Source organism: Kitasatospora sp. SC0581 (genome assembly GCF_048159585.1).
Classification (GTDB): Bacteria; Actinomycetota; Actinomycetes; order Streptomycetales; family Streptomycetaceae; genus Kitasatospora.
On sequence record NZ_JBLRWA010000052.1, the window covers coordinates 1 to 11,580 of the forward strand.

Below are 11,580 nucleotides of genomic sequence, written 5' to 3' on the forward strand. Positions count from 1 at the left end.
GGTGATTGTGCCGATCCCCCATTACCCGTGGGGGGCCCCGCCCGGGGGCGGGCGCACCGGGCCGGGGGGGGGGGGGGCCCCCGCCCCCCCCCCCACCGCCGTCAGCGCCGACAGCGCGCTCCGGCTACCTCCGCTCGTCCTCGATCAGCCCGAACTCCTGCATCAGCTCGCCGATCTCGGTGGCCTCCAGCCGGCGCAGCAGCCGCTTGCGCAGGAACTCCGGCCCGGGCAGGTCGAGTTCGGCGCCGTCCCGGAGCCGGGTGGTGGCGGCGAGCAGCTTGCGCACGTCGTAGGTGGAGTTGAACACCTCGGGCACGCCGCGCTCGACGTCGAGCAGCCGGTAGACGGCCTCCATGCCGGTGCGCACGGAGTACTCGGTGGTGAAGATGCAGTCCCGGGTGGTCTCCGCGAACTGGCCGATGAAGGCGAAGTTGACGGCGCCCTCCGGCACCACGTCCGGCCGGTCGCCCGCGTGCCGGGGCAGGAAGAAGGACGTCACGTACGGCATCATCACCGGCACGCAGCGGGCGGCGTTCGCGGCCAGGTCGGGGATCTCGCCGACCGGGACGCCCAGGTGGTACAGCCACTCCTGGGTGATCTCCTCACCCGTGCAGTCCTGCATCGGCTTCTTCACGAAGTCGCCGGGTCGGTCGACGAACAGCGAGTAGACCCAGACCACGATCCGGTCGGCGGGCTGCTGCTTGAAGTGCGGCTGGCGGTTGACCGTCCAGCTCAGCAGCCAGGAGGAGTCCCGGGCGGTGACGATGCCGCCGGTGACCACACCGCCGCCGAACGGGTCGCGCCGGGCGACCTTCTGGATGTAGCGCGGGATGCGCGGGTCCAGGGTGGTGACGGTCGCCGACTCCCACTTGCTCTCCGGGATGTTGCCGCAGAACACCTCGGGGCGGCCGAAGGCCGGGTCCTTGGCGGCGATCCGGCGCCACAGGTCCCAGGCCGGGGCGGGGCCCTCGTCCAGCCGGGCCGGGGTGTGCTGGTCGCCGTCGTCGGAGTTCTCGGTGAGCGAGCCGATGGTGGTGAACACCAGGTCGTCCGGGCCGAGGTCCACCCCGCCCTCCCGGCCGGCCTCCCGCCAGTGGATCCGGGTGGCCTGCTTGCGGCCGGGGGAGCCGTCGCTGCCGGGGGCGAGGTCGAAGTCGATGTCGGTGACCTCGACCTCGTAGCGGAACCGCACGCCCTGGTCCGTCAGCCAGCGGGTCAGCGGCAGGACCATCGACTCGTACTGGTTGTACTTGGTGAACTTCAGCGCGGACAGGTCCGGCAGGCCGCCGATGTGGTGGATGAAGCGGTGCAGGTAGAGCTTCATCTCCAGCGCTCCGTGCCACTCCTCGAAGGCGAACATGGTGCGCCAGTACAGCCAGAAGTTGCTGTCCAGGAAGTTCCGCGAGAAGACCTCGTCGATCCGCTTGCCCTCCAGCTCCTCCCGGGTCGCGAGGAAGACCCGGACCAGGTCCTTCTGCGCCTTGTCGTCGAGCGCGAACAGGCCGTCGGTGCGCGCGTCCTGGCCCCGCCGCTCGGTGACCCGCTGGAGCGAGAAGTTGGGATCGTCCTTGTTGAGCCAGTAGAACTCGTCGAGGACGGAGGCGCCCTCGACCTCCAGCGAGGGCACCGAGCGGAAGAGGTCCCACAGGCACTCCATGTGGTCCTCCAGCTCGCGCCCGCCGCGGACCACGAAGCCCTTCTCGGGCACCTCGATCCCGTCCAGCGCGCCGCCGGCCAGCTTCAGCCGCTCCAGGACCGTGATCCGCTCGCCGGGCACCTGGCCGTCCCGGACCAGGAACGCCGCCCCCGCCAGCGCGGCGAGCCCCGACCCGACGAACCAGGCCCGCTTGCGGTCGGCCCCCTCGGGCTTCCTCGGCCGGGCGAACGCCTCGTAGTTGCCGCTGCTGTAGTACAAGCCCGTGCTCCCTAGAACGTTCGACATCGAACCGCCCGGCGGGCATGCCGAATCCCGGCGGGCCGTCTCCATCCACCCATCCGGCGGTGATCTTCGCCCGCTGAGTAGGCCGAACGGGTGAGACGCGGGTGGTTCCGGCGGCGCGGGAACCCGGCGGGCCGCGTATGGAGCGCGTTGGGAACGCCCTCCGGGACGTCAGGAAGCCGTCAAGGAGCGCAGGTCAGCCCCGGCACGGCGGTTGGCTGGACGACGACGGAGAACACGACCACACGAGGACGGAACATGCACGGCAACGGGCGGCACGAGGACGGCGCGGCACCCAGGGTGGTGGTCGGGGTCAGCGGCTCGCTGGGCAGCCTGGCCGCACTGCACCGCGGCGCCGCCGAGGCCCGCGACCGCGGCGCCGTCCTGGTGCCGGTGCTCGCCTGGGAGCCCCCCGGCGGCGAACACGGCTACCGGCGCTCGCCCTGCCCGCCGCTGCTCGCCGCCGTCCGGGAGGCCGCCGACCAGCGGCTGCGGGACGCCCTCGACGCGGCCTTCGGCGGCGCCGGCCCCGGCGTGCCGATGCGCCCGGTGCTGGTCCGCGGCGACACCGGCCCGGCCCTGCTGCACATCGCCGACCGGCCGGACGACCTGCTGGTCCTCGGCCACAGCGGCGGCCCGCTGCGCCGCCGGCTGCGGCGCGCGGTGCCCGCCTACTGCGCCCGGCGGGCCGGCTGCCCGGTGCTCACCGTCCCGGCCCCCGAGCTGCTGCACGACCTGGAGGCCCTGCACCGCCGCACCCGCTGGCACCTGCCGGTCGGGCCCGCGCCCGAACTCCTCGCGGCGGAGCGGTAGTCCGCGGTGCGGATGTACTCGGCCCGCCCCGGCGGCACCCGCTACCACCCCGTGCTGGAGCGGCTGTCGGCCGGCACCGCGGGCAGCGTGGCGCTGCTCGCGGGCGGCGGAGTGGCGCTGGTGCTCGGCGTCCTCGGCGAACTGCACTCGGGCCCGCTGCCGTACGTCGGCTACCTGGCGCTGTGCGCCCTGGTCGGCCGCAGCTCCCGGCCGGCGGCCGCGCCGCTGATCGGCCTGGCCGCCTGGCTCTGCCGCAACGCCTTCGCCGAGCACCACCACGGCGAACTCGGCTGGGCGGGACCGTGGGTGGAGGCCGGGCACTACGCGGTGTTCACCGCCGCCGCCCTGCTGGCGGCCCTGCCCGCCGCCCTCCCGCGCCGCTCGGTGCGGGTGGCGCTGCTGCGCCCGGACCGCCCGGTCTGAGGCGCGGCCCGTGAACGGTCCGCCCGTACGGACGGACCGCGCCGAGGAACCGGGGCTCCGGCCGGTATCCGGAGCCCCCCGGTGAACCGGTGGGGACAGATGGCCGGGCGCGCGGAGCGGTCGACGGTTCGGACAGCGGGCCCGCCCGTACGGACGGGCCCGCCGCGACCGCCCCGCGCGCCCCGGTCACAGGCGCGTCCCGGTCGGAGACACGGGGACGCGTGGGGGCGCGCGGGGGACGCGCGCCTACAGCGTGAGCATCGTGCGGTGCGCCACGGTGGTGTCCTGCAAGGGTTTGAGCGCGAGCCGGACCAGGGCCAGGGCGTTGTCGTCCCCGGCGATCCGGTTGGCGCTCAACTCGCCGCAGGACAGGCACTGGTGGATGATCATCCACTCGCCGTCGGCGCGGACCGACAGGCTCAGCACCGTCATCCGGCCGCCGCAGCCGGCCGCCCGGTCGCCGGGTGTCCGGCCGTCGACATGACGGCTGGCCAGGCAGTTCGGACAGTGGTTGCGGTGGGCGGTGCCGGGGGCGTCCAGCGGGACGTCCAACCGGCAGTCCACGCAGCGGAAGGCGTGCGCCCGGTGCCCGCCCTGTCCGTGCAGGACGTCCTTGTACCGCTGCGGGCGGTGGTCCCGCCGACCCCCGCCGCCGGAGTTCTTGCGTCGTGGCATGGTTCGGTCCTCCCTCTTCCGGGCGCGCTTCAGAGGGTGCCGAACGCTTCGAGCGGGAACGGCGGTTGGGCGAGCGGCCGGACGGCCATCCGCATCAGGACGAGCTGGTTGTCGTCCGTGCAGACCGGGGTGGACGTCAGCTCGTCGCAGCGCACGCACCGGTGGACGACCGTCCAGTCGCCGGTGCGCAGCACGGCGATGGCGATCGGCGACATCCGGCCCAGGCAGTCGCTCGGCCCGCCCTCGACGTGGTCGAGGACGTGCTGCGAGTGCAGGCAGGACGGGCAGTGGTTGCGCCGCGTGCCGTCGGCGGCGTAGGTGGAGACGGTCAGACCGCACCAGGCACAGGCGAAGGTGGAGGTCTTCAGAACGGGGGGAGTGCTGGAGGTGCTGGACACCCGGGGTGCTCCTTGCTGGGGGGTTCGTGCAGTGGCAGCAAGAGCAGGCCGAGCGGCCTCGACTGGTCGTCAGGCGATGCTCGTCAGACGGTGGTCGTCGGACGGTGGCGAGGCGCACTCGGCGCGATCCGGGACATCAAGACACCCTCTCCGGTCGGGCGGCAGCCCGGGTCGATCGGTACGGAACGGCGTCAGCCTAATCACGCCGGTCGCCCGGGCGCCAACGGTTTTCTCCCCGCTCCGGCCCTCGTCGCGGCGCCGGACATAAGGGCGCGCACGATGTCGGTATGGAGGTGACCAGGATGCCGTCGGCGCTCGGTCCAGGCCCCGGCCCCGGCCCCGGCCCCGGCCCTGCCGACGGTCCAGGCTCCCGGTCAGTCGTCGGCGGGCAGCTCCGCCGGGACGGCGAGCACGTCGACCAGGGCCTCGCCGCGCAGGACGGTGAGCGGGAGCGGGCGGCCGATCGCATCGGCCAGCATCAGGCGCTGGAGGGCCTGGGCGCTGCCCATCGGCTCCCCGGCGGCGGTGAGCAGCAGGTCGCCCTCGTGCAGCCCGGCGCGGTCGGCGGGCGCGCCGGGCACCACCTCGACGATCCGCAGACCGGTGGGCTGTCCGGTGCGGTGGCGCAGGGCGGGCGGCAGGGGCGCGGGCACCCCGGCGAGGCCGAGGTAGGCGCGGCGGATCCGGCCGTCGGCGAGCAGGGCGGCGACGATCCGGCGGCTGGTGGCGTCGATCGGGACGGCCAGGCCGAGCCCGTTTCCGGCCACCGCCGTGGTGATGCCTACCACCTCGCCGTCCGCGGTGGCCAGCGCGCCGCCGGAGTTGCCCGGGTTGAGCGCGGCGTCGGTCTGGATCACGTTGTCGATGACCCGCACCGCGCTGCCGGAGCGGGCCGGGATCGAGCGGCCGAGCGCGCTGACCACGCCCGCCGTGACCGACCCGGCCAGGCCCAGCGGGTTGCCGACGGCCACGACCAGCTGCCCGACCCGCAGGCCGGTCGCCTCGCCGAGCGTCACCGGCGACGGGGTGGGCCCGTCGGCGCGCAGCACGGCCAGGTCGGAGAGCGGGTCGGCGCCGATGGTGTGGAAGGGGGAGGTGGTGCCGTCGGCGAAGGCCAGCGTCCCGGCGTCGGCGTGGCCGACCACATGGGCGTTGGTGAGCAGGAACCCGTCCTCGGTGAAGACCACCGCCGAGCCGAGCGCGGTGCTGAACCAGCCGCCCCGGCCGCGCCGGGGCACCTGGAGCGCGGCGACCCGCGGGGTCAGCGCGGCGGCGACGGAGGTGACGACCCGGGAGTAGGCGTCCAGCGGCGCTTCCGCCTCGGGGACCGGGCCCGGCCCGGGGAGCGTGTCGGCCATGGTGCTCACCCCTCTCGCGGGCGCGGTTCTCACGATGGCACCAGATGGCAACAACGGTGGGGCGCCCGGTCTTCCGGGCCCGCCGCCGGCGCCGTCCTGACGCTTTCTTGACGTGCGGAAAATGCCCAAGAGAAGGAAAAGCAAGCGTATAGTCCGAGTAAAGCCGCAGTCGTGGGAGGGCCGATGGAAACGACCGTGCCGGAGCCGGACCGGCGGGACTCGCCGGTCTCACCGAACTCGTTGAACCCACCGGAATTACCGGATTCGCCGGTCTCGGCGGGCGACCCGGCCGCGCCGGGTGCCCTCGACCCGCTGCTGCGCCCCACCCGGGAGGCGCTGCTGGCCCGCCGCGCCCACCCGGCCCCGCGCTGGAAGCGCCTGCTGCAGCCGGGCCCGTCCGGTCCGGCGGCCTGGATCCGGCCGGAGGCCGACGCCCAGGCCGAGCGCCTCGGACGCCGTACGCCCGGCACCGAGCACGTCCTGCTCGCCCTGCTGGCCGTGCACGAGGTGGCCCGCCACGAGCCGCGGCCGGTGGAGGAGGACGGCGCCGGCGAACTGCTCGCCGGTCTCGGTCTCGACTACGCCAGGGCGCACGCCGCGCTCGACTCCGGCGAGGTGACGCTGCCCGCCGACCCGCGCTCGGTGGAGGCCTACCTGGCCGACATCGCAGGTCAGGGCACTGATCGGTTGCTCCGGGCGTTGTTGGAGGAGGACACCCGGGCCCGACGCCTGGTCGACGCCCTGCGGGGCTGAGGGCTACGCGCCTGGGGCCCGCGCGGCCGCGACACCGAGAAGCCGAGAAGTCGAGAAGAAGGGACACCCCGATGCATGTCACCCTCGCCGAGGAGCTGATGCTGCTCTCGCTGGACGACGAGTCCGGCGTGGCGAAGGACGCCGCCACCGCCGCCTGGGCCGCCGCGGGCGGCATCCTGGCCGAGCTGGTGCTGGCCGAGCGGGTCGCGATCGAGGAGGGTCGGCTCACCGTCACCGACCGCACCCCGACCGGCGAACCGCTGGTGGACGGCCGGCTGGCCCGCCTCGACGAGTGGGCCGCCGGACGCCGCTCCGGCAAGGCCAAGGCGGCCGACTGGCTGACCAGGGACCGGTCGACGGTGGTCGCCGACACCGTCGCGCGGCTGTGCGAGCGCGGCCTGGTGGTCGAGGAGCGCCGCCGCGCGCTGGGCATCTTCCCGGTCCGCCGCTACCCGGAGGCGGACGGCGGCGCGGAGCGCGAACTGCGCGCGCGGCTGGCCGCGGTGGTGCTGGACGGCGCCGAACCGGACCTGCGCACCGCAGCCCTGGTGGCCCTGCTGCACGGCTCCCGGCTGCACGGGCTGGCCTTCCCCGACCTGCCCCGCAAGCAGGTCGAGCCGCGCTTCGCCGAGATCGCCGCCGGTGACGGGGCGGCCGATTCCGTCCGCGAGGCGATCCGGGCCGTGCAGCTCACGATGGCCGCCGTCACCATCGCGACCACCGTGGCGGCGACCACCGCGGCCACCATGTGAGTGCGTCGGGCGGGTCGGGCGAGGCCCGCCCGCCCGCGTGCGCCGTACCGCTCAGAGCACCGCGGCGCCGAGGGTGATCGAGCCGAGCACCACCAGCACCCCGAGCGCGAGGAACCCGTACTCCAGCCCCGCGCGCTCCCGCCCGTCCACCAGCACCTGCCGCGGGTCCGCCGGGTCGTAGCGGACCGGGACGAAGCCGCCGTCCGGCAGCGGGTGGCGGGCGGTGGAGGGGACGGGGGAGAAGACCTCGACCACCCGGCCGTCCTCGGTCTCGAACTGGAGCAGCGGCCGCGGCGGCAGCGCGCGGTCCTCCGGCGCCGCGGCGCGCTCGCGCACCAGCGCCCGCACGGGGACGCCGACCCGGCGCAGCCGCCGCAGTTCGCGCAGGCCGACCACCCCGGCGAGGTAGGCGACCACGCCGCCCAGCGCACCGAACACCACCACGGCGAACCCGGCCGTACCGCCGCCCATCGCCGCCTCCCTGTCCGACCCGTCCGACCCCGACTGACCTTGACCGACCCTGTCCGGGGTTCCCCCAGGGCTCCAGTATCGCGCGGGGAGGCACTCTTGACGCCTCGGAATGGTCCAGTCCACTCTGGGCGACGGCATGTTCCTGTCGCCACCGGCCCCGTCCTCCGGCCGGCCCCGACCACCGCAAGGAGCACCGTCCGTGACCAGGCGCCCCGTTCTCCTCGCCGCGCTCACCGTCCTCACCCTCGGCAGCGCCGCCCCCGCGGCCGTGGCCACCGACTCCGCCGCCCCGGCGGCCGTGGTCAAGGTCGGCACCGCCAAGCAGCTCCAGAGCGCGCTCGCCGCCGCCCGGCCCGGCCAGACCATCCAGCTCGCCGACGGCACCTACACCGGCACCTTCAAGGCCACCACCCCCGGCACCGCCGCCGCCCGGATCACCCTCACCGGCTCGGCGAAGGCCGTCCTCACCACCCCCACCGGCGGCGGCTACGGCCTCCACCTCGACGGCGCGAGCTACTGGACCGTCCAGGGGCTGACCGTCACCGGGGCCCAGAAGGGCATCATGGCCGACTCCGCCGACTACGTGGTCCTCGACGACGTGACGGTCCACCACACCACCATGGAGGGCGTGCACTTCCGCAACTCCAGCGCCCACGGCACGCTGCGCGGCTCGCGCATCCACGACACCGGCCTCAGCCGGGACGGCATGGGCGAGGGCGTCTACGTCGGCACCGCCAACACCCTGACCGACCACAGCGACTACGTGCGGATCACCGGGAACACCTTCGGCCCGAACATCGGCGCCGAGAACGTCGACCTCAAGGAGGGCACCGTCGGCGGCCTCGTCTCCGGCAACACCTTCGACGGCGACGGCCTCACCGGGCGCAACTACGACGACTCCTGGGTCGACGTGAAGGGCAACGGCTACGTCATCGAGAACAACACCGGCCGGCGCACCACCGACGACGGCTACCAGGTCCACAGCGTCCGGCCGGGCTGGGGCTGCGGCACCGTCTTCCGGGGCAACCGCTCCGACCTCACCGGCGCCACCGGCCCGGACCGCTACGCGATCGACGTGACCGACTACGACGCGGCGAACTGCACGGTGACGATCGGCGCGGGCAACACCGTCACCGGGGGCCGGGGGCTGGTGAACCCCGGCATCCCGGTGGGCTGAGGCCGGACCCTACAGGTCCCCGAGCGGCACCTTCGGGTCGGCCAGCGCCTTGGTGTCCACCACCCGCCCCGAGCGCACCAGTTCGCGGATCGGGTCGGTGATGTCCCAGACGTTGACGTTCATCCCCGCGAGCACCCGGCCGCCGGAGAGCCAGAACGCGATGAACTCGCGGGTGGCCGGGTCGCCGCGGAACACCACCCGGTCGTAGCCGTCGGGTTCGACGTAGCCGACGTACTCCATGCCGAGGTCGTACTGATCCGTGAAGAAGTAGGGAACCCGGTCGTACACCGCGTCCGGCTGCCCGAGCAGCGCGCGGGCGGCGGTCTGCGGCTGGTTGAGCGCGTTGGCCCAGTGCTCGACCCGGACGTGCCTGCCGAACAGCGGGTGATAGGCGTTGGCGACATCGCCGGCCGCGTACACGTCCGGGTCCGAGGTGCGCAGGTGCTGGTCGGTCTTGATCCCGTTGTCGACCTCCAGCCCGGCCGCCTCGGCGAGGCCGGTGGCGGGGGCGATGCCGATGCCGACGACCACCGCGTCGGCCGCCACCGTCGTGCCGTCGGCGAGCCTGACGCCGTTCACCGAGCCGCCCTCGCCGGTCAGTTCGGCCACCTTCACGCCGAGGCGCAGGTCCACCCCGTGCTCCCGGTGCAGGTCGGCGAAGACCTGGGCGACCTCCCGGCCGAGCACCCGCAGCAGCGGCAGTTCCAGCGCCTCCAGCACCGTCACCTCGGCGCCCGCCTCGCGGGCCGCGGCCGCCACCTCCAGCCCGATCCAGCCCGCGCCGATCACCGCGATCCGGGCCCCGGGCCGCAGCGCCGCCCTGATCCGGTCGCTGTCCTCGACCCGGCGCAGGTAGAGCACCCCGTCCTGGTCCGCGCCGGGCACCGGCAGCCGGCGCGGCACCGAGCCGGTGGTCAGCAGCAGCTTGGCGTACTCGATCCGGCCGTCGTCGGCGAGCGTCACGGTGTGCCCGGCCGGGTCGATCGCGGCCACCGCCGTGCCCAGCCGCAGCGTGACGTCGTGCTCGGCGTACCACTGCGGCGGGTGGACGTAGATCTTCTCCCGGGGCGTCTTGCCCTGCAGGTAGCCCTTGGACAACGGCGGCCGCTCGTACGGGCGCTCGTGCTCCTCGCCGATCAGGACGATGCCGCCCCGGTACCCGGCCTCGCGCAGCGCCTCGGCCGCCTTCGCGCCGCCCAGGGACGCCCCGACGACGACGATCGGGCGCTGCCGCCCGCCGCCCGCTCCGGTGGTCCCGGTGTCCGTGCCCGCCATGCTCGACTCCTCGTTCTCCGGCCGTGGTCGGGGTCAGCCTGCCGCCGTCCGGGTGGTCTGTCGAGACCGCGCCTGGCGCGCCGCGCCGCGCTCGCCCGTACGAGTGAACGCGGGCGTCGCGAGGGTCCCGTGCGGGCCTCAGGCCGTCATCGCCTCCCTGACCAGCGCGGTGTCGGTGAACTGCTCGAAGCGCACGATCCGGCCGCCGCGCACGGTGAAGTGGTGGGCGACCCGCACCGCGAGCGGTTTTCCGGTGGCCCTGTGGACGGCCGTGTAGCGGGCCAGGACCACGACGTCCTCGCCGTCCACCACGTAGCTGTCGTCGTGCGCCGTCCAGTCGTCCCAGTCGGCGGCCAGCCGCTCCATCACGTTGGTGGTGACGCCCTTCGGGGTGCGGTAGGTGCCGCCCAGCGGGAAGCCGGCCATCTCGGTCCACTCCACGTCCTCGGCCAGGGTGGCGCGCAGCGCGGCCAGGTCGCCCCGGGCGGAGGCCAGGTACTGGCGGCGCACCACGTCGGCGGGGGACTGCGACTCCGCGAAGGAGGCGACGTCCCGGGGGATCTCGATCACCGTCCGCTCACCCCCACGCCATCTCGCCCATGACGACCTTGGTGCCGATGTCCACCGCGATCCGCAGCCCCAGCGTCGGGAAGCGCCGCTCCAGCGCCTCCTTGGCGGCGGCCGCGTCCGCGGCCCGGCCGATCTCGGTCTCGAAGGCGCGCAGGTAGGCCCGGGTGTGGTCGACGGCGTTCAGGTCCGTGGGCGCGCCGGCGATCCGGTGGCCAGCCGCCACCCAGGTCGGGTGGAGCGCCTCGATGCCGTCCAACAGGTCGATCCAGGCGGCCCGTTGGGCGGAGGTCGGGGTGTCGGCGGTCCACACGTGCAGCCCCTCGAAGAGCAGCACCCCGCCCAGCACGGCCCGGTGGTGGTGCTGCCAGAGGTAGTGCCGGTCCGGCAGGTGGAAGTCGGCGCCGCGCAGCTCGAAGCGGTGGCCCTCGAAGACCAGCTCGTCCCCGTGCAGCACCTCGGGTCGCACCAGCCGGGTGGGCAGCTCCGGGCCCAGGTGGGCCCAGGCGCGCAGCTTGGACTCGTACGTCTCCTGGATGTGCTCGACGGTCGTGGCGGTGGCCAGGAAGCGGGCCCGCGGGAAGGCGTCCTGGACCTCCTGGGCGCCGAAGTAGAAGTCCGGGTCGCCGTGGCTGACGAAGACCGTGGTCAGCTCCTTGCCGCTCGCCCTGATCCGCTCCACCAGCCGGCGCCCGTCGGAGCGGGTGAACCCGGCGTCCACCAGCAGCGCGTCCTGCGGGCCGGTGACCAGGACGGAGGTCTTGTTGAGCGAGCTGTCGGGGCTGTCGATGATCTCGAAGTCGAGTGCGCTCATGCTTGATTGGTCCTTCCTCGGGCCGGTCACGCCTCGCCGTCAGCATCACCGGTCCGCGGCCCGTCCGCATCCGGAAGGTCTAGGGCCGGTCTTCAAACTCCCGTCGTCCGCCCGGAGGGCGGGCGGGGCGGCGTTGGGGTGCGTGCATCGCAAGGCGGAGGAGGG

The 11,580-nt window shown here is 74.3% G+C and carries 13 protein-coding genes; 5 read left to right on the forward strand and 8 right to left on the reverse strand.

The window, feature by feature from the left end:
• Window positions 1-124 precede the first annotated feature (124 nt).
• Window positions 125-1,915: an oleate hydratase gene (locus ACLWS4_RS36620; RefSeq protein ID WP_375875706.1), complete on the reverse strand. Its 1,791-nt coding sequence runs from the start codon at window positions 1,913-1,915 to the stop codon at window positions 125-127.
• Window positions 1,916-2,197: 282 nt separating this feature from the next.
• Between ACLWS4_RS36620 and ACLWS4_RS36625 the strand changes: the two genes are divergently transcribed.
• Window positions 2,198-2,752 (forward strand): universal stress protein, encoded by a 555-nt coding sequence (locus ACLWS4_RS36625; protein ID WP_387829645.1) that lies wholly within the window; start codon window positions 2,198-2,200, stop codon window positions 2,750-2,752.
• Window positions 2,753-2,758: 6 nt separating this feature from the next.
• Window positions 2,759-3,175 carry a hypothetical protein gene (locus ACLWS4_RS36630; RefSeq protein WP_416876385.1) on the forward strand — a complete coding sequence of 139 codons (417 nt, stop codon included), beginning with the start codon at window positions 2,759-2,761 and terminating at the stop codon, window positions 3,173-3,175.
• A gap of 246 nt (window positions 3,176-3,421) precedes the next feature.
• On the opposite strand, the gene ACLWS4_RS36635 is transcribed toward ACLWS4_RS36630, so the two are convergent.
• From ACLWS4_RS36635 to ACLWS4_RS36645, 3 genes are all read right to left on the reverse strand, one after another.
• Window positions 3,422-3,850: an RNHCP domain-containing protein gene (locus tag ACLWS4_RS36635; RefSeq protein ID WP_416876386.1), complete on the reverse strand. Its 429-nt coding sequence runs from the start codon at window positions 3,848-3,850 to the stop codon at window positions 3,422-3,424.
• A gap of 29 nt (window positions 3,851-3,879) precedes the next feature.
• Complete coding sequence (locus ACLWS4_RS36640) at window positions 3,880-4,248, reverse strand: RNHCP domain-containing protein (RefSeq protein WP_049655414.1); 369 nt, start codon at window positions 4,246-4,248, stop codon at window positions 3,880-3,882.
• A 374-nt stretch (window positions 4,249-4,622) separates the two neighbouring features.
• The gene (locus ACLWS4_RS36645) at window positions 4,623-5,606 is read right to left on the reverse strand and encodes a S1C family serine protease (RefSeq protein ID WP_416876387.1); all 984 of its coding nucleotides are present in this window, start codon (window positions 5,604-5,606) and stop codon (window positions 4,623-4,625) included.
• A 183-nt stretch (window positions 5,607-5,789) separates the two neighbouring features.
• On the opposite strand from ACLWS4_RS36645, the gene ACLWS4_RS36650 reads away from it, so the two are divergent.
• Window positions 5,790-6,359, forward strand: coding sequence for a Clp protease N-terminal domain-containing protein (locus ACLWS4_RS36650; protein WP_416876388.1), 570 nt, complete (start codon window positions 5,790-5,792; stop codon window positions 6,357-6,359).
• Window positions 6,360-6,430: 71 nt separating this feature from the next.
• Window positions 6,431-7,111, forward strand: coding sequence for a GOLPH3/VPS74 family protein (locus tag ACLWS4_RS36655; protein WP_416876389.1), 681 nt, complete (start codon window positions 6,431-6,433; stop codon window positions 7,109-7,111).
• A gap of 51 nt (window positions 7,112-7,162) precedes the next feature.
• Here ACLWS4_RS36655 and ACLWS4_RS36660 read toward each other — a convergent pair whose 3' ends face one another.
• The gene (locus ACLWS4_RS36660; RefSeq protein ID WP_117492909.1) at window positions 7,163-7,582 is read right to left on the reverse strand and encodes a DUF3592 domain-containing protein; all 420 of its coding nucleotides are present in this window, start codon (window positions 7,580-7,582) and stop codon (window positions 7,163-7,165) included.
• A 199-nt stretch (window positions 7,583-7,781) separates the two neighbouring features.
• On the opposite strand from ACLWS4_RS36660, the gene ACLWS4_RS36665 reads away from it, so the two are divergent.
• On the forward strand, window positions 7,782-8,759 hold the full coding sequence (locus ACLWS4_RS36665; protein WP_416876390.1) for a right-handed parallel beta-helix repeat-containing protein: 978 nt from the start codon (window positions 7,782-7,784) through the stop codon (window positions 8,757-8,759).
• Window positions 8,760-8,768: 9 nt separating this feature from the next.
• Here ACLWS4_RS36665 and ACLWS4_RS36670 read toward each other — a convergent pair whose 3' ends face one another.
• The 3 genes from ACLWS4_RS36670 to ACLWS4_RS36680 all read right to left on the reverse strand — a co-directional run bounded on the left by ACLWS4_RS36670 (window position 8,769) and on the right by ACLWS4_RS36680 (window position 11,415).
• Window positions 8,769-10,034, reverse strand: coding sequence for an NAD(P)/FAD-dependent oxidoreductase (locus tag ACLWS4_RS36670; RefSeq protein WP_416876391.1), 1,266 nt, complete (start codon window positions 10,032-10,034; stop codon window positions 8,769-8,771).
• Between the two features lie 138 nt (window positions 10,035-10,172).
• Window positions 10,173-10,604 (reverse strand): nuclear transport factor 2 family protein, encoded by a 432-nt coding sequence (locus ACLWS4_RS36675; RefSeq protein WP_369808330.1) that lies wholly within the window; start codon window positions 10,602-10,604, stop codon window positions 10,173-10,175.
• A 7-nt stretch (window positions 10,605-10,611) separates the two neighbouring features.
• Complete coding sequence (locus tag ACLWS4_RS36680; protein ID WP_049655396.1) at window positions 10,612-11,415, reverse strand: MBL fold metallo-hydrolase; 804 nt, start codon at window positions 11,413-11,415, stop codon at window positions 10,612-10,614.
• Window positions 11,416-11,580: the final 165 nt, after the last annotated feature.